Origin of the sequence: Salegentibacter sp., assembly GCF_036568425.1 — a bacterium.
GTDB lineage: Bacteria > Bacteroidota > Bacteroidia > Flavobacteriales > Flavobacteriaceae > Salegentibacter.
Genome location: NZ_DATCSO010000055.1, coordinates 1 through 18,800, shown reverse-complemented (window position 1 = coordinate 18,800; position 18,800 = coordinate 1). Strand labels below are relative to the sequence as shown.

Genomic DNA, 18,800 nt, shown 5'->3' with positions numbered 1-18,800 from the left:
GTACCTATATTAAGGTGCGGCTTGGACCGATCGTAAGTTTCCTTTGCCATAATTAATACTTATTTAATCTTAGTTATATATTAGTGTTCAATTTTATACAAAATCTAGAGCCAACGACGAGAATTGAACTCGTGACCTCTTCCTTACCAAGGAAACGCTCTACCCCTGAGCTACGTCGGCTATTAAGGAAGCATCACCCCCTATTTTTTAAGAAAACAAAAAATACCATAAGCCAGCTTAAGGCTTACGGATTTAAAAATTTTCGTTCCCATTTCAGCTAAGACACTTTTTTAATAGTACCCGTTGCCAAAACATTCCAGCAAAAAAAACCTAAATCCTTTGACTCACTTCAAAAGCTCATTCAGGACAGGCTTCTCACCTTAATCTCTGTTTTCAACAACATTCAATTAAAATCAAACATCGTCTTCTTCAGAAAGACTTAGAGCGGGAGACCGGGTTCGAACCGGCGACATTCAGCTTGGAAGGCTGACGCTCTACCAACTGAGCTACTCCCGCCTTAAATTCAAAATTCAAAATTAATTTTTAATCCAGAATTCTAAACCTTGAATCAATTTGTGGGGAGAGCAGGATTCGAACCTGCGAAGTTAAAAACAGCAGATTTACAGTCTGCCCTCGTTGGCCGCTTGAGTATCTCCCCAAAACAAAATTTTCACTATTTCATAGAACCATAACCACTCCTGGCTAAGCTTTATGATGTCTTTTAAAACGGCTGCAAATTAAATGAATTTTACAGCAGCATCCAAAGCATTTTTTCAAAAATCTTACAAACAATTTTCAGCCCTCTCAAATTCAGAATCTTAAATCCTGATATTTTTTCATTCAGAATGACTTTCTTTGCTATTCAAAATTTCAAGAGCCGATGGAGGGACTCCCTTCGACTATCGCTCAGGATAAACTTCTCGTCCCGATTAAATGAAAATCAACAAAATGATTTTCTATCCAAAGCAATTCACATTTTCAAGAGCCGATGGAGGGACTCGAACCCACGACCTGCTGATTACAAATCAGCTGCTCTAGCCAGCTGAGCTACATCGGCCTCTAAGCCTACTTTTTCACATAAAAAAGTCCGCTATTTCTAACGGACTGCAAATGTAAATAAATTATTCCTTTCACAAAACAAATCTGCGAAAAAAAATCATCTAAACGTGAGCATTCATTTTTTCCTTGCGCTTAATTAATTGCCGCTGTAAGGATCCAACACATTCATCTACACATTCTTCAAATTTTTTACAAGTCTTTTTAACTATGAGTTCTCCCCCGGGAATACTCAGTAAAATTTCTGTGGTTTTGTTAGTTTTATCACTGGAGTTTTCTGTTTTCAGAAATACATCAGCATAAATTATCTTATCAAAATAGTTATCTAGTTTATCTAATTTCCTTTGAATAAAATCAATGAGCTTCTGGTCAGCATTGAAATTTACAGACTGCACGTTTACTTTCATCTTGTTGAAGAGTTTAATTAAACAATAATTGAATTAGTCTTTCTTACTCCTGGGATGAGCCATTTTATGGGCTTTGCTTAATTCAGCAATGCTGTTGTGAGTGTACACCTGAGTTGAAGCAAGGCTCGAATGGCCCAGCAACTCTTTTACTGCATTGAGGTTAGCTCCCTGGTTCAATAAATGCGTGGCGAAGCTATGTCTTAGTATATGCGGACTGGTTTTTAGCTTTCCCGACACCTTACTAAAGTAATTATTAATAATCCTATAAACAAAACTTTCAGATAATTTAACTCCGGTTTCAGAAACAAAAAAATGCTTGTCACCTGCATCTGTCTTCAAAGCCCTCCTGGCACACCTATAAGCCTTAACAGACTCACAAACCGATGTCAGTAACGGGATATACCTTTCCTTGTTACGCTTTCCTAAAACCTTAATAACTCTATTCCCCTCATCAATATCTCCGGTTTTAACATTAATAAGTTCAATGCGTCGAAGTCCGGTGGTATAAAACAATTCAACAATTAGCTTATCTCTTACTCCCTCGAAGGTATTGGTCTCAAAAGTATCCAGCACCTGCATTACCTCTTTTTCAGAAAAGGGCACCTGTACCTTTACAGAAGTTTTTAAGGCTGTATGCTTAGCGAGGGGAGAAATTTCCAGTTGGCCGGTTTTTTGAAGAAAGCGATAATAAGCTTTTAAAGATGAAACTTTCCGGTTAACACTTCGGTTAGAGATCCCCGCCTCCACCAGGCTAACGATCCAGGCTCTTATTTGTGGATAGCTCACTTCCGCCAGCTCTTCAGTATCTAAATCTTCTTTTAAAAAAACAAGAAACGCAGAAAGATCCGCCTTATAGGCGGTAAGGGTATGCGCAGAGTAATTCTTCTCTAATTGCAGGTAATCCAGAAACTGGGAAAAGGACATAAAAAAACTGTTGGAAAACAAAGTTATAAAACTTTAGTTTACCAACAGTTATATTGCAATACCAAGAAGCAAGGCTATCCTGGATTTAATTTTAAATCTCTGTAAGAGAAACTTTCTGCAATAAGATTTCCGTCTTCACGGAAATGACTAAGGATCTAAATATCTTCCTGATCCCTTAAATGCTGAATGTATTCTGCTTTTTGGATTTGAGCCCTACGTTCTACTGACGGCTTTGTGAAATGTTGACGACTTCTCAACTGACGCATCGTTCCCGTTTTATCGAATTTTCTCTTAAAACGCTTCAGCGCTCTATCAATATTTTCTCCGTCTTTTACTGGTATTATTAACATAGTGTCACCTCCTTTCATTAAAAATTAGGCTGCAAATATAATTCAATTATACAAACCCACAATTATTATTCAAATTATTTCCTGCAATGCAAAAAAATTAATTTGCCGCAGGTTTGTATTCCTTTTTATCGATGATCATCTTAGCGATTATTTCTCTCAAAATTTCAGAAGTTCCACCACCAATAGGCCCCAGGCGACTATCGCGCAACATTCTTGCAAGTGGGTAATCTTCCATATATCCATAACCACCCAGCATCTGTAAACAGTCATAAATTACCTCATCTGCTATTTTGGTGGAAAGCAGTTTAGACATACTCGCTTCTTTCACTACATATTCCCCGGCCTGCATTCTTTTGGTAACCGAATAATTAAACTCCCGACACATTTCAACTTCACTGGCCATATCAGCAACTTTATGTCTCAAAGCCTGGAATTTATCAATGGTCTTTCCAAAGGCTTCCCTTTCAGCCATATATTCCAGGGTATAATCCAGGGCATATTCGGCCCGTGCATGGGCGTTTATCCCCATGATTAATCGTTCCATTGCAAAATGTTGCATAATGTATGAAAAGCCCTTATTCTCCTCTCCCATCAAATGATCGGCCGGAATCTCAACATCGTCAAAAGCAATTTCCGCGGTATCTGAAGCTCTCCAGCCAAGCTTATCCAATTTTGAACTGGATATCCCTGGAGTATCGCGATCAACCATAAAGATGCTCATTCCCTTATTTCCCTTTCCAGGATCGGTTTTAGCAGCAACCACAAGGTAGTCTGAATAGACTCCGTTAGTGATAAAGGTCTTGGACCCGTTTAAAATATATTTATCTCCCTTTTTAACGGCAGTACTTCGCATCCCTGCAACATCTGATCCTCCAAATGGTTCAGTGATACATAAACAGCCTATTTTCTTACCATCTATACTTGGGATGAGATATTTTTTCTTGATCTCCTCGCTAGCCTCTGTCTTAACGTGAGTCATCGCCAGGTAGGCATGAGCCCACATCGCAGCGGCAAACCCACCGGAATTTATCTTCTGAAGTTCTTCAAGAAAAATAACGGTGTAAAAAAGATCCAGTCCCATACCACCGTACTCCTCGGGTTGATTAAGACCAAAATATCCCATTTCTCCAAATTTCTCCCAGACAAAACGCTCGATCTCTCCTGTTTTTTCCCATTTATCTATATGAGGCACCACTTCCTTTTGCAGGAAATCCTTAAAACTCTTTCTGAATAGTTCGTGTTCTTCTGTAAAATACATACTGTTCATGCGCTAATAATAGGTTTTAGGGGTAGCTAAAATTCCCCCTTTTAAATTTAATTCTTTTAAAAAATTTTGATTTTTAAAGATCCCGAAATCTTAATCAACGCTCAAATATAATTGAATCCTATCAATCTTATCCCCCGGAAATCTTTCTAATTTTGATAATTCCTGGAAATCATTAATTTTCTCGTGTATCAATCTGTAATCAATAATTTCCCGTGCCAGCTCATATCCAATATATGGAACTTCACTTAATTCCAGTAAGGCGGCTTCATTAATATCCAAGATTACTATTGAAGGTTTGCTTTTTACAGTGAATCGTGCAAAGATCTTTTCCCTGGTTTCATAATCCAGCCCATAAATATCCTTGAGCTGAATGTCACTTAGAAAACCTCCAATTTTATTCCTGTAGGCTATAATTCTTGTGGAAAGCACTTCGCCTACTCCATTAATTTGCCGAAGTTCTTCTGCAGTAGCTGTGTTTAAATCGCTTTTTTCCGAAAAGCTTCGGTTAACCACATCAGGTTTTTGATATTTGGAGGGTCTGGGGTTGGTCACCCATTCGGGAAATTTAAAATAAGGGGAAATAAGCTTCAGCATAGAATCTGAAACCAGGGTTACTTCCTGGAATTCTTCTGTAGAATTAATCCATTTATCCCCGGCCCGGTATTTATGAAGTCTATCTATTTCTTCCAGGCTCATCCCAAGGGTGTAGCCCCTGTAATCTGTAATATAATTTGGATTAAACGGAAATATCTTCAGGGTATCGGCAGCTGCCTTTGCAGCCCTAATGGAATCTATTTGTCGCTGAAACCTTTCTATTTCCTCATCTTCCGCAGAGAAGGCATTACCGGTACCGGAATCCATAAAATAAAGAACTCCCTGCAGCACTAAAACGATGAATACCAAAAGAAAGATCCCATTTTGTTGCTTTCTCGAAAAAACAAAATGGGATCTTAAACCTTTCATTATAAATTAAATTAGCTCGCTTTAGCTTCCTGTTGTTTTTTAAACAGTTCGCCAGCCTTTAATTTACGAAAATATTCTCTAAGGTCTTCCCGCACTTCACCAGACATTATATAAAGCCCGATAATATTAGGAAAAGACATAGCAAGTATCATCATATCTGAGAAGTCAAGCACAGCACCTAAACTAATGGATGCTCCCACTACTACAAATACAAGGAAAAGTATTTTATACACCAATTCAGTCTTTTTACTTTTTCCAAAAAGGTAAGTCCAGGAACGCATTCCGTAGTAAGACCAGGAGATCATTGTTGAAAAAGCGAAAAGGAATACCGCCAGGGCTAGTACATAAGGGAACCAGGAAATTACACTGGCGAAAGCATCAGAAGTTAATTGTACTCCTCCTACACCTTCTATCTCGTGCATTCCGGTAAAGATGAGAACTAAAGCTGTTAAGGTACATACCACAACGGTATCTATAAAAGGCTCAAGCAAAGCTACAAAACCTTCAGATGGCGGATGATTGGTTTTTGCCGCAGAGTGAGCAATCGCAGCAGATCCTACCCCGGCCTCGTTAGAAAACGCAGCCCTCTGGAATCCTACTACCAGCACTCCAATAATTCCACCTTTTAAGGCTGTTGGATTAAAAGCGCCGTTGTAAATTGCTGCAAAAGCCGGCCCTATATTTTCATAATTTATAAAGATAACTGTTAGTGCACCCAAAATATATACACCGGCCATAAAAGGAACTACCTTCCCGGTTACTTTAGCAATACTTTGTATACCGCCAATAATTACAATCCCAACAAGTATAGCGATCACTAATCCGAACCAGAATCCGTTACCAACTAACATTGGGAATTGTCCCGAAAGGATCTCGAAAGACTGGTTTGCCTGAAACATATTTCCTCCTCCAAAAGAGGCGCCAATACCAAGAATTGCGAAAAATGCTGCAAGGAACTTTCCGAGTCCGCGCATATTTCTCTTTTCTAAGCCATAGCGCAGGTAATTCATCGGCCCTCCGAAGATTCGGCCCTCAGAGTTAATAAATCTGTATTTTACCCCTAAGGTACATTCCACAAATTTGGAAGACATACCTAAAATACCGGCAACGATCATCCAGAAAGTAGCTCCGGCACCACCCAGTGATACTGCCACGGCTACCCCGGCAATATTTCCTAAACCTACGGTTGCTGAAACTGCGGTGGTAAGGGCCTGGAAGTGTGTAATACTCCCTGGAGCATTAGGATCGTCGTATTTCCCTTTAGCAAGGTCTAACGAGTGCTTGAATCCCCTGAAATTGATAAAGCCCATTCTTACGGTAAAAAATGCTGCACCAAATATCAACCAGATTACTATAAATGGAATATTGTGGGTTTGAGGATCTCCATTAGGATGGGTTATCATTTCAGGCTCGTCATATTCTATACTTGCAAGAAAATGTGCTCCTGTCTGGATAACATCCTCTGTATTCTCATAATCATAAATAACCCCGCCCTCCTGTACTTTGTATTGAAGCGTACCGGTAGCATTGGCGTAGGCGTCTATATCGGCTCCTTTCCCTGAGGTTATAATTGCTATAAGATCACCCTCTTCTACATGCTGCCCTTCTTCTACAGTCCATTCTTTAAGAACAAAACGCTCTTCTATCCCGGCTTCCCAGCCTGGAGTAGGCACATTTTTTATATCGGCATAAGCTATTGGATCATACACTCCAATGGCGGAAAACGGATCCCAGAAAAGGATGGCGGTCATACTTTCTACTACAGGAACAAAAGTGCCATTAAAATGTTCAGTTATGGCCTCAGCCTTAACCTCATAAGAACGGGTGGTAGAGTTGCCTTCACTATCGGTAATTACTACGTTGTAAGGAATCCCTTCGGTGAGGTTCTCAGCTCTCTCGGAGTCTAAGGAGGTTCCCTGGTTAGACCACTTATAGGTATAAGGAGGTGCGCCCCCACTTACATCTAAATCTATAAAACCATTATTAATTACATTTGAAGGATTCCCTAATTTGGCCTCGACTTCAAGTTCCTGAGCGTTTATTGCTACAAATGAAAATAAAAAGAACAATGAAAGTATATACTTTCCCATATAATTTATTAGTTAATTAAGCATTTTATTTTTCAGCGAAGCAAGATGCTAAAAAAATAGCCTTTTTCAAATTTTTAGGAGTTAAATTCTAAAAGAACTGTTAAAAATAAATATCCTCCCAATTTCAAAACTAAATTATAGGTCGAATACAGAAGAACGTTTTGTGTACACCAGATCTTTAAGCTTTAACCAAAATGCCAGAGTTAGATATACTACAAATCCAATTCCCAAGGTGAAAAAAGATGCATAGATGAAGAATAGTCGCACACTCTTTGCCCGCATTCCGATTTTATCGGCAAGACGGGAAGAAACATAAAATCCACGTCTCTCAAAAAAATATCTTATGTTGTGAATTAAGCTGCGCATAAGGCAAAGATAAACTTTCCCAATTAATTCACAGTCTTTAATAAGTCTACTCCAATTTCACAACTCAAACATTTGTTCTTATCGCAATAATCATTTTTGAGCTGTAGCACAGCCTGTGAATCCAGGGCATTGGTTGCCGTCCCGGATCTCAACAGATTAAATTTATCAATAACACTATTGCTTTCGGCTTTTATATCGGTTAGTATGTTTAGTATATCTTCTTCAGGTTCCTCTCCTGTTGCGCGGTTATAACAAAATTTAAGAGGCACAATTGTATTGATCACAATGAGGTTGACAAAACTACTTGTAATCCTTTTTGTCCGGTTTTTATGGGCTTTATCAAAACTATAATGAGTTTGCCAGAATTTTGAAGTTTCCACATTAAATATCTCTGAAATAGAATTGAGTTCCTTCGCCCTGATAAGCTCAGAAAACAGGTTCTTATGCCGGTAATACAACGAAGCCAGCTGAGAGAGGCGTATATTAGGGAAATTATCGGGCCTTAATCTGAAAAATTTAGGACGAACAACCTGCTCGTTTTTAAGTTGGTACTTATGTCTTAGGAACTCATATTCCTTCTGGAGATTTCTGAAATAATTTTCTGAAGAAGCTCTCTCAAGCAAACCGGCCTGCCCAAAGAACAAAGCCTCCAGCTTCAACCTGTCCGAAGCACATCTTTGTACGAGAGGAAAATCAAAACTTTGGGCAAAGCTCAGAAAAGCATCCCCGTTAACGTTTAGCCCGAAATTTTTTGAAAGCAGTTTAAATAAAACCGCTTCCCAATTGTTTTCGGAAGCTTTTAGCATCTGCAAAATCAACTCCGATTTATTTTCAAGCCTCTCAAAATAAACCCGTTCCAGCCAGTGCCGCAACCTAAATTCATCTATATCTGGAAAGTTGTTTTCGCAATTGATCCATTTCTCCCTGACAGTTACTAGATTGCGGTATTGGTCCAGCAGAATTTTGTCTACCAATCCACTTAAAGCCAGACTTGGAATTATAGAATTATTCTTTCTGTAAACCTCAATGTCATCCTCCCAAACCACGTGTAGTATTACATTATCATAATTTCTATCGGCCTCATGCCGGTGGAAGTACCAATCTGAAGCTCTTAGATGAATTTCGACATTTCCCGCCCACAGTTGCCCCCCGATACGTATTCGTGCATTAAAAAAATCGGGGCCCGCATTATAGTTATGCATCCCGGGATCAACCAAAACGACGGTTTGACCATCTGAAGTTCGGGCCCGGGTGAAATCAAATTTTTTATGTTTCCAGAGGTAATGGAGAAAGTCTTCTTGCATTTATTAAAATTAGAAAACTCCCTTCCCCTTTAAAAATCTCTATCTTAGTTTGGCAGTTTTTGGGTGATTTCATCTATAAATTCCTCCACCCAGTAACGATACATCGTGCCGCTGGGATGAAGCCCATCTCTTACCAGAAGCCCGAGATCACGGCCTGCTTCACGGGAAATCGGAGTGATATTGTAAAAATCTACCCCATATTCTTCAGCAACTCTTCTGAAGACCTCATTGAATTCGGCTATTTCAGCTGAGATTTCTTCTGAATTATCCCCAGCAAAAGGAGTTACCCCATAATCTGGAATACTAAAGGCAAAGACCCCACGTTCCCGGGTTTTTGAATAATTAAGCGCCATTCTAAATACTTGCCGCAGGTCTTCTTCATATTCCCTTAAAGTCTTTCCCTGGTATTGATCATTCACCCCGATGAGGATTGAAACCAAATCAAATTTCCGGGTATAGTTTAATTCCTTCTCCATAGCCTTAAAAAGGTTTCTGCTGGTCCAACCGGTTTCGGCGATAATCTTTGGAGGTGCAACTTTATACCCCCTATCCCTGAAATTTGCAGCTAGTTGTACCGGCCATCGCTCTGCATCAGCCACACCTTCGCCTATGGTGTAAGAATCTCCCAGTGCTAAATAACTGTAATCCATCTCATAATCACCCTCTACATCTTCCTGAATTACACCGACAAGGCTTCCGCAACTAGTAAGTATTATAGCGCTTACTAGAATTAGTAGTATTTTTTTCATCTAAAAATATTTTAAGTCTGAAAATACTGTATTTTGCAATAACTCAAAACTTTTAAGTATGCAAAAGATCTTCTTCTCTCTATTTTTATTTCTGAGCTTCTCCTTCTTGCATGCTCAGCAAAGCCCGGCAGAAAAATTCTGGACACAATTACAGGGCCACTGCGGGGAAGCCTATCAGGGAACAATCACCAGTGACAATCCCGGAGAGGATTACGCAGGTAGGAAGCTCATCATGCACGTGAGATCCTGCGATGAAAACATAATCAAAATCCCTTTCTTTGTAGGAGACGATAAATCCCGTACCTGGGTACTCACTTTCAAGGATAACAGGATTAAATTGAAACACGACCACCGTAACCGGGATGGTTCAGAAGACAAGATCACTCAGTATGGTGGGCTGGCTACAAACACAGGGCTTGCTGATCTGCAAGTCTTCCCCGCCGATGCTGAAACCGCAGATTTACTCCCGGCTGCGGCCACTAACGTCTGGTTTATTGGTTTAGACAAAGAAAGCTTCACCTACAACCTGAAACGTATAGGCGCTAATACCGATTTCTCTGTTGAGTTTGATTTAAGCCAGCCGGTTGAAAACCCGGGGACACCTTGGGGATGGGAGAAAAAGTAATGGAGAAGGATGATCAAAATATAAAACCTCGAACCCATAAAGAAGAAAATAAGGATGAAGAATCTAAAAAAGAATCATCATTCAGGGAATTTGTGGGTAGAATTGGTTATTCGGTATGGATTACGGTAATGGTCATCGGTGGCATCCTCGCATTTCTGGCTTCCCTGTTATTATTATGAAAACTATAAAGCTAAGTTTCTTCCATTTTCTTGGAATTTTCGCAGCACTGCAGCTAGCCCTCTCTTTGGATTTTCAGGTACCACCAATATTGAGGTTTTACCTGGCCGACTTCCTTTGTATGCCTATTGTTCTAGCTATCTGTCTTTTTTGTGTGCAATTCATAAAAAAAGACCGGAACCTTCGGCTTCCGGCCTTTAGTATATTTTCACTTTTCGTGCTCTACAGCATTTATTTTGAAGTGATCTTACCACCTCTACATGAACGCTACACCTCCGATCCTGTAGATGTTTTGATGTACCTTTCAGGCAGTCTTCTTTTTTATTTTCTTCAGAAGATATCCTGAAAATTAATCCAGGTAGCCCATCTCTTTCATCCACTCATCATTATACATTTTCCCCACATATCTGCTTCCGTGATCGTGAAATAAAACCACCACTACATCGTCTTTGGAAAAATGATCTTTCAGCTGAAGTAGTCCTTTTGCTGCCGCTCCCGCTGAATTACCCAGAAAAAAACCTTCTTCCTTGGCCAGCTTTCTGGTATATACCGCCGCATCTTTATCGGTTACCTTAGTAAAACCGTCTATTACGCTAAAATCTACATTTTTAGGCAGGATATCCTCCCCAATTCCTTCGGTGACGTATGGGTAAATCTCGTTTTTATCAAAAATTCCGGTTTCATGATATTTTTTAAACACCGAACCATAAGTATCGATTCCCCAAACTTTAATATTGGGGTTTTGCTCTTTTAGATATTTCCCTACTCCGGAAATAGTCCCACCGGTTCCGACTCCAACCACAAAATGGGTGACTTTCCCATCGGTTTGTCGCCAAATCTCAGGACCTGTGGTTTCATAATGTGCCTGGCTATTGGCCAGATTATCATATTGATTCACATACCATGAATTAGGCGTTTCTTCAGATAATCTTTTTGACGTAGAATAATAAGACCTGGGATCTTCTGGCGCCACATCGGTAGGACAAACTATCACTTCACTACCAACAGCCTTAAGAATATCAATTTTTTCCTTGCTTTGTTTATCTGAAATTACACAAACCATCTTGTAACCTTTCACGATAGCTGCCAGAGCAAGGCCCATTCCCGTATTTCCAGAGGTGCCTTCAATTATGGTTCCGCCCGGTTTGAGTTTTCCCGATTTTTCTGCCTCTTCTATCATTTTCACCGCCATTCTGTCTTTGACAGAATTACCGGGATTAAAGGTCTCGTATTTAGCCAGAACCAGGGCATCTATATCTTTTGTGATTTTATTCATTTTCACCAATGGGGTGTTCCCAATAGTTCCTAAAATATTTTCTGCGTACTCCATATATAATTTTACAAATTTAACTCATCTTAATAGTCGGATTACCTTTCCGGGCTTTACTCAAATTTTATAGACTTTGCGGGGGATATTTTTGAAATGATCACCGAAGGGATCAACAACATGAGCATACACAATAACAAAGTGCCCAGGTTTACCGCGAGGATATAATCCCAGTTTATATACACCGGAACTTCAGTGACATAATAGGTGTCCGGGTTTAAGGGAAATAATTTTAAGTATTTCTGAATCAACAACAAGCCTATTCCTATAAGATTTCCCCAGAATAAACCAAGCAGTATCAAATAGCCGGCGTTATACAAAAATATCTTTCTTATGCTCCAATCCCCGCTGCCCAAAGCCTTGAGTATACCAATCATCTGGGTACGCTCAAGGATAAGAACCAGCAAAGCGGTGATCATATTTATTCCCGCTACCAGAATCATTATTCCAATAATAAGTGCAATATTAAAATCAAAAAGCTCCAGCCATTCAAAAATGGAATAATATTTCTGATTAATAGTTTGCGCATCAAGAAACGAACCGGTGTTTTCATAAACCTCCTGACCTTTTTGATCTAACTTCCCGAAATCGCTTATAAAAACTTCAAAGCTCCCTACTTCATCTTCTTCCCAGCGATTGATACGTTGAATATGCCGTATATCTGCCAGCATGTACAACTCATCGAATTCCTGGAAGCCCGAATTGTAAATTCCGGTAATCACAAAAGCCCTAAGCAGTGGCCGGTCACTTTCTTCTCTTAAAAAATAAGTAGGCACTTTATCCCCAACCTCCAATCCTAACCTGTTAGAAAGATAGGCCGAGATCATCACCTCATCATTAAGTTTTCCTGTAAATTCAGGAATTTCACCGACTGTAATAAATTCCTCAAAATTTTCCCACTTATAATCTTCTCCTAAACCTTTTACGAGGACTCCTTCAAAATCTGTTTCGGTTCTTATTATCCCGGCTTTTGTGGCCACAGCCTGAACGTGCTCAATTCCGTCTACGCTCTTGAATTCAGGATAAAAATCCTGGTTTCGGGAAATTGGAGCCAGGGAGACCTGGGAGCTGTTATTATCATAACTGGAAATATTGATATGCCCGTTAAATGCCGCGATCTTATCCCTTATCTTCTCCTGCAGCCCCAATCCCGTAGCAAAGGACACCAACATCATAATAACTCCAATAGCAATAGCAGTTATCGCGATTTTTATTATTGGGGCAGATATACTACTTTTATGGCCTTTGGCACCTATGAGGCGCTTAACTACGAAAAATTCGAAATTCAAATTAGGATGATTAAAAGGTTATTCAAAAGTACATTTTTATTCGCTTTTATCGGACTTGTTTCCTGTGGAAACACAAATTCGCAAAAAGACAAGCTCAGGGTTTCTGAAGACCAGAACCCTACTGAATTGAATTCAAAAAACATTATTGTAGGTGCTAATCGTACCGAAACTTACCTACCGCTTCTTGAGGGAAAAACTGTTGGTCTGGTAGGCAACCAAAGCTCCCGCATCAATAAAGGGACTGGTTATATCCATCTTGTAGACTCTCTGCTTTCAATGGATGTTAATCTAAAAAAGGTATTCGCTCCCGAGCACGGTTTTCGTGGCACGGCTGATGCCGGTGAAGCAGTTGAAGACGGAAAAGATGCCGAAACCGGACTACCGGTGATCTCGCTTTACGGCGACAACAAAAAACCAAAATCCGAACAACTTAAAGGTCTCGATATCCTTATCTTTGATCTACAGGATGTAGGAGCCCGGTTTTACACTTATATCTCTTCGTTGCATTATGTAATGGAAGCCTGTGCCGAGAATGATATTCAACTCATCGTTTTTGACCGTCCAAACCCCAATGGGCACTATATAGACGGTCCTATTCTGGAAAAGGAATACAAAAGTTTTGTAGGCATGCATCCCATACCTACGGTTCATGGTTTAACCATGGGAGAATATGCAAAAATGATTAATGGCGAAAAATGGTTGAAGGATGGCCTCCAGTGCAAGCTGGAAGTGTTGGAAATGGAAAACTACGATCATTCCCTGCCCTATGAACTCCCGGTGAAACCATCACCCAATCTCCCTAATGCCCAGTCAATAAATCTATATCCAAGTCTTTGTTTTTTTGAGGGCACTAACGTGAATGCCGGACGCGGTACCGACAAGCAATTCCAGGTATTTGGCTCACCTTATCTGGATCAAACCTATTTCGATTACAGCTATACTCCGGAGTCTAAGGATGGTGCTAAAAACCCAAAACATCTTGGAGAGAAGTGTTATGGTCGTGATCTAAGCAAACACGAAGCACTGGATGAAATTAACCTGGAATGGCTTATAGAAGCTTATGAGAACACAGAAGATAAAGAAAAATTTTTCAATGGGTTCTTCACTAAACTTGCAGGAACTAAGAAACTCCAACAACAAATCGAGAAAGGGCTAAGCGCTGCAGAGATTCGCCAGTCATGGAAACCGGGATTAGCAGAATTTTCTAAAAAACGAGAAAAATATTTACTATATTAAGGGGAGATAATTCCCCTATGATTGAATTAGACACTTCCGGCTTTTGGCTTTCTGCCTTAATGGTGGCACTTCTGGTGTTACCTGCCTTGGCTTTTGCCCATTTGCTAAAGCAAAACTTTAAGGGACGGCATCGGTTAATCTGGGTTCTTATTATAATCTTTCTTCCATTCTTTGGTCCTATCCTCTACTTCCTGATAATTAAGAACTACAAGAAAGTAAATCATCTTAGAAAAAAGATCAGACAATACAGGCAACAATTCTAAACTTTTATCCTCCTTTTCATCTCTTCCACTATATTATATGCTGCAGGACAAATGGCAGTATTTTTTATGGTGAGATTGCTGATCTTATGAAAATCTTTCCTGTCGGTATGTGGAAATTCTCTGCAAGCTTTGGGTCTCACATCATAAATTATACAATAATTATCGGGAGCAAGGAAAGCACAAGGAACTTCCTGAAGCACATAATCATTATCCTCATCGATTCTAAGGTACTGTTCGATAAACTGCTGCGGTTTGAGTTTAAGATGTTTACTTATTCGCTCAATATCTTTGTTGGTGAATAGTGGGCCCGTAGTTTTACAGCAGTTGGCGCAATCCAGACAATTGGTTCGGGAAAATTCTTCCTCGTGAAGCTCCTGCATTTGCCAATCCAGGTCTTTGGGTGGTTTTTTCCGAAGCCGGGAAAAGAATTTTTTATTTTCCTTATGCTTATCTTTGGCCCGCTCAGGGAGATTATTTAGATTTTCCTCCATTTTGCAAAGATATGAATAACAAGACTCCAGATAAAGATATCTTCGGAAAAGCGATCTCTGCTTTTTTTCATAATGAAGACAACACGCCTATCTACGTGCATTCCCCCGATTTTGATAATGATGTTATTCCTGTACCGTATTTATTCAGAAGTTTTTCAGAAATGCCTCCTCTGGAGCAAAAAGCACTTCAGTTATCTTCCGGGCGTGTCCTGGATGTGGGCTGCGGCGCAGGAAGCCACGGACTCTTTCTTCAAAACGAAAAGAATTTAAAGGTTACTGGTATAGATACTTCAGAAGGAGCCATAAAGATTGCCCGTCTCCGGGGTATGGAAGATCCCCGTAAAATCGATTTCTTCGACCTTAGAAATGAAAAGTTTGATACTATTTTGATGCTGATGAATGGCAGCGGAATTATTGGTAAACTCTCCAACCTGGATACTTTCTTTTCCCAGGCTAAAAACCTGCTAAATGAAAACGGAAAGATCCTTTTGGATTCCTCAGACCTGAGTTTCCTATTTGAACGTGATGAAGATGGCGGAATCTGGGTTAATCCTGAAGATGCTTATTACGGTGAAATCCAGTTTCAATTAAGTTATAAAAACGAAAGAGGGGCTTGGTTCAATTGGCTTTACATCGATTTTAATTCCCTGGAATTGGCAGCTCAAAAAAATAATTTCAGCTGTAAACTCATAAAAAAAGGTGAACACTATGATTATTTGGCCGAACTAAAGCCCAAAATATATTAAATTTCTATTTTTACTAAACTTTCAAATTCTGTCAAATGCTTAAAACAAATCATTTAGCAATATTTTTATCGCTGTTTCTGGTTTTGTCTTCCTGTACAACTGATAACAATGAGGATGAAAACAAAATAGATAAAACTGCCAACCTGCAAGGATTAGGAGATTCTGCCAATGATTTGCTTAGCGACCAGCGATATACCTCAATGAATATTGAAATCGCTTATGTTACAGGTTATGGGCCATCCCCGGAAGCCATTGCACAATTTGAAAACTTCCTTCAGGACAGAGTTTACAAACCAGATGGAATTCAGATAAATATGAGAGCTGTGCAATCTTCAGGTAAAGCTCCTTTCGATATTGAAGAAATCGCTGCGATAGAAAAAGATACTCGCAGCCTATATAATGTTGGAGATGAAATTGCCGTATTTATTTACTTTGCCGATGGCAGTAGCGAAAAAGATGAAGATAATCGTTTTGTCCTTGGCTCTGCGTTCAGAAATACTTCGATGGTAATTTACGGAGAAACCATAAAAGATTTCGCGAACCGCCCAAAGGCTCCATCGAAAGCCGATATTGAAGCTGCCACCCTAAATCACGAATTCGGACATCTATTCGGACTGGTAGACCTGGGCACCGAACCGCAATCAGATCATAAGGATGAGGAATATGCCGGGCATTGCAATGTTTCAGGTTGCCTGATGCAGGCTTCTATAGAATTTGGCAGCGGAATTCTTGATGTAATCGACGGTGGGAACGTTCCCGGTCTTGATGATCAATGTATTTTTGATCTTCAGAATAACGGTGGGAAATAAGTATAAAAAAATTAAATGCGTAGCCGAATTTTTTAAATTCTACTACGCATTTTTTATATCCTGAAACTCAGGTTTTAATTTGCCACCTCACTAATAAATTTTATCCTATAGAGACGTAGTTCTTCATCATCATACTCTCCTTCAAATTCTTCTATCGCAGCATCAATTTTGTCTGTTTCAGCATCGATAAAGTACTCATGTAATTCTTCCTGCTGATCTTCATCCAGGATATCATCTACCCAGTAATTGATATTAAGTTTGGTGCCGCTATAAACTATGGCTTCCATCTCCTTAATAAATTCAGGCATTGTCATACCCTTAGCTGATGCTATATCATCTAGAGGTAGTTTCCTGTCGACATTTTGAATTATATAAAGTTTAAGGGCCGAGTTGGCGCCGGTAGATTTTACCACCAGATCATCAGGCCTGATGATATCATTCTCCTCTACATACTTTCCGATGAGGGCTACGAATTCCTTCCCGTACTTTTTAGCCTTGCCTTCACCTACCCCATAAATATTATTTAGCTCCTCCATGGTGACTGGATATTTCAAAGCCATATCCTCAATCGAAGGGTCCTGAAATACAACAAAAGGCGGAACTTCAAGTTTCTTTGCGACTTTCTTACGAAGATCCTTGAGCATTTTAACCAGGGTTTTATCTACCCCTCCCCCGTTGGATTGAGCGTTAACAGTAACCCCTTCTGTAGTTTTATCAAAAATATGGTCATCAGTCATCATAAAAGACTGAGGATTTTGGAGGTATTCCCGGCCTTTATCGGTTAGTTTTATAACTCCGTATGTTTCGATATCCTTCTTGAGAAAACCTGCTACCAATACCTGCCTTATGAGTGCCATCCAGTATTTCCCGTCACGGCTTTTGCCCTTTCCGAAGAGTGGATTTTCGTTTGTTTTATGCGATAAGATTACCGCATTGGATTTGCCGATAAGAGTTTTAACTACTTCTTTAGCCTTGTATAATTCTTTGGTCTCTTTCACTGTTTTAAGCAAAAGTTCCACCTCTTCCTTCGCCTCGTGTTTTTTCTTGGGATATCTAACATTATCGTCCATGGAAGCCCCTTCGCCGGTTTCTCCATCAAATTCTTCCCCAAAATAATGAAGGATAAATTTTCTTCTGGAGACCGAAGTCTCAGCATAAGCTACCACCTCCTGTAACAGGGCATGCCCTATTTCCTGTTCGGCTACAGGTTTCCCACTCATAAATTTCTCAAGCTTCTCGATATCCTTATAAGAATAGAATGCCAGGCAATGCCCTTCTCCTCCGTCACGACCGGCCCTCCCGGTTTCCTGATAATAACTTTCAATACTCTTGGGAATGTCGTGGTGTATAACAAAACGTACATCGGGTTTATCTATTCCCATTCCAAAAGCGATGGTAGCCACTACCACATCTATATCTTCCATAAGGAACATATCCTGATGCCTGGAACGGGTTTTGGCATCCAGCCCGGCATGGTAAGGCACGGCCTTAATTCCATTTACCTGAAGGGTCTGGGCCAGTTCTTCCACCTTCTTTCGACTTAAACAATAAATAATCCCGGATTTGCCTTCATTTTGTTTAACAAAACGAATGATATCAGAATTAACATTTTTGGTCTTCGGCCTTACTTCATAATACAGGTTAGGCCTGTTAAAACTCGCTTTAAAAGCTTTGGCATCAGGGATACCCAGGTTTTTAAGAATGTCCTCCTGTACCTTTGGTGTTGCAGTGGCGGTAAGTGCAATTATAGGAATGTCATCTCCTATTCGCTGAATTATCTGCCTGAGGTTACGGTATTCCGGTCTGAAATCGTGTCCCCACTCACTAATACAGTGAGCTTCATCTATGGCCATAAAGGAGATCTTCTGCTTTTTGAGAAAATCAACATGGTCTTCTTTAGTAAGCGATTCCGGAGCGACATATAATAATTTAGTCACCCCGTTGGCGATATCTTCTTTTACCTGCCTAACTTCAGTTTTGTTCAGGGAGGAGTTTAAAACATGGGCAACGCCATGTTCCGAGGAAATTCCGCGGATGGCATCTACCTGGTTTTTCATTAAAGCGATAAGGGGCGAAACCACAATTGCCGTTCCTTCTTCTATCAACGCAGGGAGTTGGTAACATAGGGATTTCCCTCCTCCGGTAGGCATTACTACAAAGGTATTGTTACCTTTAACAATACTGGTAATCACCTCTTCCTGAAGCCCTTTGAATTGGCTGAATCCAAAGTACTTCTTTAGCTGTTGGTGTAAATCAATTTCCTTCAAACTCATTCAATTGTGTTACAATTTTACATACATTTGCAAATTAAAGATACATATTTCTTTAGACTCACAATTCATAATTTTATCTAATTTGAAA

At 39.8% G+C, this 18,800-nt stretch carries 20 protein-coding genes and 4 tRNA genes; 7 read left to right on the top strand and 17 right to left on the bottom strand.

Going from position 1 to position 18,800, the window contains the following annotated elements; translation table 11 throughout:
* Window positions 1–108: 108 nt before the first annotated feature.
* From VIM94_RS05435 to VIM94_RS05375, 13 genes are all read right to left on the bottom strand, one after another.
* Window positions 109–180: transfer RNA gene (locus VIM94_RS05435), tRNA-Thr, on the bottom strand.
* 263 nt (window positions 181–443) lie between these two features.
* A tRNA-Gly gene (locus tag VIM94_RS05430) sits at window positions 444–516 on the bottom strand.
* Window positions 517–576: 60 nt separating this feature from the next.
* Window positions 577–658 (bottom strand) — tRNA-Tyr (locus VIM94_RS05425).
* A 325-nt stretch (window positions 659–983) separates the two neighbouring features.
* Window positions 984–1,057 (bottom strand) — tRNA-Thr (locus VIM94_RS05420).
* A 103-nt stretch (window positions 1,058–1,160) separates the two neighbouring features.
* On the bottom strand, window positions 1,161–1,463 hold the full coding sequence (gene hpf / locus VIM94_RS05415) for a ribosome hibernation-promoting factor, HPF/YfiA family (protein ID WP_081211346.1): 303 nt from the start codon (window positions 1,461–1,463) through the stop codon (window positions 1,161–1,163).
* A gap of 33 nt (window positions 1,464–1,496) precedes the next feature.
* Window positions 1,497–2,387, bottom strand: a complete 891-nt coding sequence (locus VIM94_RS05410; RefSeq protein WP_332038268.1) for a tyrosine-type recombinase/integrase — start codon at window positions 2,385–2,387, stop codon at window positions 1,497–1,499.
* Window positions 2,388–2,542: 155 nt separating this feature from the next.
* Window positions 2,543–2,737: a 30S ribosomal protein S21 gene (rpsU, locus tag VIM94_RS05405; protein ID WP_081211342.1), complete on the bottom strand. Its 195-nt coding sequence runs from the start codon at window positions 2,735–2,737 to the stop codon at window positions 2,543–2,545.
* A 97-nt stretch (window positions 2,738–2,834) separates the two neighbouring features.
* The gene (locus VIM94_RS05400; RefSeq protein WP_332038267.1) at window positions 2,835–4,004 is read right to left on the bottom strand and encodes an acyl-CoA dehydrogenase family protein; all 1,170 of its coding nucleotides are present in this window, start codon (window positions 4,002–4,004) and stop codon (window positions 2,835–2,837) included.
* A 90-nt stretch (window positions 4,005–4,094) separates the two neighbouring features.
* Complete coding sequence (locus VIM94_RS05395; RefSeq protein WP_332038266.1) at window positions 4,095–4,967, bottom strand: helix-hairpin-helix domain-containing protein; 873 nt, start codon at window positions 4,965–4,967, stop codon at window positions 4,095–4,097.
* Between the two features lie 11 nt (window positions 4,968–4,978).
* The gene (locus VIM94_RS05390; RefSeq protein ID WP_332038265.1) at window positions 4,979–7,057 is read right to left on the bottom strand and encodes an amino acid carrier protein; all 2,079 of its coding nucleotides are present in this window, start codon (window positions 7,055–7,057) and stop codon (window positions 4,979–4,981) included.
* A 135-nt stretch (window positions 7,058–7,192) separates the two neighbouring features.
* Window positions 7,193–7,423: a PspC domain-containing protein gene (locus VIM94_RS05385; protein WP_332038264.1), complete on the bottom strand. Its 231-nt coding sequence runs from the start codon at window positions 7,421–7,423 to the stop codon at window positions 7,193–7,195.
* 23 nt (window positions 7,424–7,446) lie between these two features.
* Complete coding sequence (locus VIM94_RS05380; RefSeq protein ID WP_332038263.1) at window positions 7,447–8,727, bottom strand: DUF2851 family protein; 1,281 nt, start codon at window positions 8,725–8,727, stop codon at window positions 7,447–7,449.
* Between the two features lie 44 nt (window positions 8,728–8,771).
* Complete coding sequence (locus VIM94_RS05375) at window positions 8,772–9,476, bottom strand: SGNH/GDSL hydrolase family protein (RefSeq protein WP_332038262.1); 705 nt, start codon at window positions 9,474–9,476, stop codon at window positions 8,772–8,774.
* Window positions 9,477–9,534: 58 nt separating this feature from the next.
* Here VIM94_RS05375 and VIM94_RS05370 point away from each other — a divergent pair, with 58 nt between their 5' ends.
* Genes VIM94_RS05370 through VIM94_RS05360 form a run of 3 tightly spaced genes read left to right on the top strand, consistent with a single transcriptional unit; the run spans window position 9,535 to window position 10,624 of the window.
* Window positions 9,535–10,101: a hypothetical protein gene (locus tag VIM94_RS05370; protein WP_332038261.1), complete on the top strand. Its 567-nt coding sequence runs from the start codon at window positions 9,535–9,537 to the stop codon at window positions 10,099–10,101.
* On the top strand, window positions 10,101–10,280 hold the full coding sequence (locus tag VIM94_RS05365; RefSeq protein WP_332038260.1) for a hypothetical protein: 180 nt from the start codon (window positions 10,101–10,103) through the stop codon (window positions 10,278–10,280). The genes VIM94_RS05370 and VIM94_RS05365 overlap by 1 nt, the downstream gene beginning before the upstream one ends.
* Window positions 10,277–10,624, top strand: coding sequence for a hypothetical protein (locus tag VIM94_RS05360; RefSeq protein WP_332038259.1), 348 nt, complete (start codon window positions 10,277–10,279; stop codon window positions 10,622–10,624). The genes VIM94_RS05365 and VIM94_RS05360 overlap by 4 nt, the downstream gene beginning before the upstream one ends.
* A 3-nt stretch (window positions 10,625–10,627) precedes the next feature.
* On the opposite strand, the gene VIM94_RS05355 is transcribed toward VIM94_RS05360, so the two are convergent.
* Window positions 10,628–11,608, bottom strand: a complete 981-nt coding sequence (locus tag VIM94_RS05355) for a cysteine synthase family protein (protein ID WP_332038258.1) — start codon at window positions 11,606–11,608, stop codon at window positions 10,628–10,630.
* A gap of 53 nt (window positions 11,609–11,661) precedes the next feature.
* On the bottom strand, window positions 11,662–12,894 hold the full coding sequence (locus VIM94_RS05350) for an ABC transporter permease (protein ID WP_332038257.1): 1,233 nt from the start codon (window positions 12,892–12,894) through the stop codon (window positions 11,662–11,664).
* Between the two features lie 6 nt (window positions 12,895–12,900).
* Between VIM94_RS05350 and VIM94_RS05345 the strand changes: the two genes are divergently transcribed.
* Together VIM94_RS05345 and VIM94_RS13145 are read left to right on the top strand one after the other, a co-directional pair.
* Complete coding sequence (locus VIM94_RS05345) at window positions 12,901–14,130, top strand: DUF1343 domain-containing protein (RefSeq protein ID WP_332038256.1); 1,230 nt, start codon at window positions 12,901–12,903, stop codon at window positions 14,128–14,130.
* Window positions 14,131–14,147: 17 nt separating this feature from the next.
* On the top strand, window positions 14,148–14,393 hold the full coding sequence (locus VIM94_RS13145; RefSeq protein ID WP_414707155.1) for a PLD nuclease N-terminal domain-containing protein: 246 nt from the start codon (window positions 14,148–14,150) through the stop codon (window positions 14,391–14,393).
* On the opposite strand, the gene VIM94_RS05340 is transcribed toward VIM94_RS13145, so the two are convergent.
* Complete coding sequence (locus VIM94_RS05340) at window positions 14,390–14,884, bottom strand: YkgJ family cysteine cluster protein (protein WP_332038255.1); 495 nt, start codon at window positions 14,882–14,884, stop codon at window positions 14,390–14,392. The two genes, VIM94_RS13145 and VIM94_RS05340, sit on opposite strands and share 4 nt — an antisense overlap.
* A gap of 11 nt (window positions 14,885–14,895) precedes the next feature.
* Between VIM94_RS05340 and VIM94_RS05335 the strand changes: the two genes are divergently transcribed.
* Window positions 14,896–15,630 (top strand): class I SAM-dependent methyltransferase, encoded by a 735-nt coding sequence (locus tag VIM94_RS05335; RefSeq protein WP_332038254.1) that lies wholly within the window; start codon window positions 14,896–14,898, stop codon window positions 15,628–15,630.
* Between the two features lie 35 nt (window positions 15,631–15,665).
* On the top strand, window positions 15,666–16,439 hold the full coding sequence (locus VIM94_RS05330; protein WP_332038253.1) for a hypothetical protein: 774 nt from the start codon (window positions 15,666–15,668) through the stop codon (window positions 16,437–16,439).
* Between the two features lie 74 nt (window positions 16,440–16,513).
* Here VIM94_RS05330 and recQ read toward each other — a convergent pair whose 3' ends face one another.
* Window positions 16,514–18,712 carry a DNA helicase RecQ gene (gene recQ / locus VIM94_RS05325; RefSeq protein ID WP_332038252.1) on the bottom strand — a complete coding sequence of 733 codons (2,199 nt, stop codon included), beginning with the start codon at window positions 18,710–18,712 and terminating at the stop codon, window positions 16,514–16,516.
* Between the last annotated feature and the right edge of the window lie 88 nt (window positions 18,713–18,800).

Excerpts from the sequence above, each read along its gene's own strand:
- VIM94_RS05360 (WP_332038259.1), top strand. The coding sequence starts at position 10,277 with ATGAAAACTATAAAGCTAAGTTTCTTCCATTTTCTTGGAATTTTCGCA.
- VIM94_RS05355 (WP_332038258.1), bottom strand. The coding sequence starts at position 11,608 with ATGGAGTACGCAGAAAATATTTTAGGAACTATTGGGAACACCCCATTG.
- recQ (WP_332038252.1), bottom strand. The coding sequence starts at position 18,712 with ATGAGTTTGAAGGAAATTGATTTACACCAACAGCTAAAGAAGTACTTT.
- VIM94_RS05345 (WP_332038256.1), top strand. The coding sequence starts at position 12,901 with ATGATTAAAAGGTTATTCAAAAGTACATTTTTATTCGCTTTTATCGGA.
- VIM94_RS05400 (WP_332038267.1), bottom strand. The coding sequence starts at position 4,004 with ATGAACAGTATGTATTTTACAGAAGAACACGAACTATTCAGAAAGAGT.
- VIM94_RS05365 (WP_332038260.1), top strand. The coding sequence starts at position 10,101 with ATGGAGAAGGATGATCAAAATATAAAACCTCGAACCCATAAAGAAGAA.
- VIM94_RS05340 (WP_332038255.1), bottom strand. The coding sequence starts at position 14,884 with ATGGAGGAAAATCTAAATAATCTCCCTGAGCGGGCCAAAGATAAGCAT.
- VIM94_RS05375 (WP_332038262.1), bottom strand. The coding sequence starts at position 9,476 with ATGAAAAAAATACTACTAATTCTAGTAAGCGCTATAATACTTACTAGT.
- rpsU (WP_081211342.1), bottom strand. The coding sequence starts at position 2,737 with ATGTTAATAATACCAGTAAAAGACGGAGAAAATATTGATAGAGCGCTG.
- hpf (WP_081211346.1), bottom strand. The coding sequence starts at position 1,463 with ATGAAAGTAAACGTGCAGTCTGTAAATTTCAATGCTGACCAGAAGCTC.
- VIM94_RS05395 (WP_332038266.1), bottom strand. The coding sequence starts at position 4,967 with ATGAAAGGTTTAAGATCCCATTTTGTTTTTTCGAGAAAGCAACAAAAT.
- VIM94_RS13145 (WP_414707155.1), top strand. The coding sequence starts at position 14,148 with ATGATTGAATTAGACACTTCCGGCTTTTGGCTTTCTGCCTTAATGGTG.
- VIM94_RS05335 (WP_332038254.1), top strand. The coding sequence starts at position 14,896 with ATGAATAACAAGACTCCAGATAAAGATATCTTCGGAAAAGCGATCTCT.
- VIM94_RS05380 (WP_332038263.1), bottom strand. The coding sequence starts at position 8,727 with ATGCAAGAAGACTTTCTCCATTACCTCTGGAAACATAAAAAATTTGAT.
- VIM94_RS05330 (WP_332038253.1), top strand. The coding sequence starts at position 15,666 with ATGCTTAAAACAAATCATTTAGCAATATTTTTATCGCTGTTTCTGGTT.
- VIM94_RS05410 (WP_332038268.1), bottom strand. The coding sequence starts at position 2,387 with ATGTCCTTTTCCCAGTTTCTGGATTACCTGCAATTAGAGAAGAATTAC.
- VIM94_RS05370 (WP_332038261.1), top strand. The coding sequence starts at position 9,535 with ATGCAAAAGATCTTCTTCTCTCTATTTTTATTTCTGAGCTTCTCCTTC.
- VIM94_RS05385 (WP_332038264.1), bottom strand. The coding sequence starts at position 7,423 with ATGCGCAGCTTAATTCACAACATAAGATATTTTTTTGAGAGACGTGGA.
- VIM94_RS05390 (WP_332038265.1), bottom strand. The coding sequence starts at position 7,057 with ATGGGAAAGTATATACTTTCATTGTTCTTTTTATTTTCATTTGTAGCA.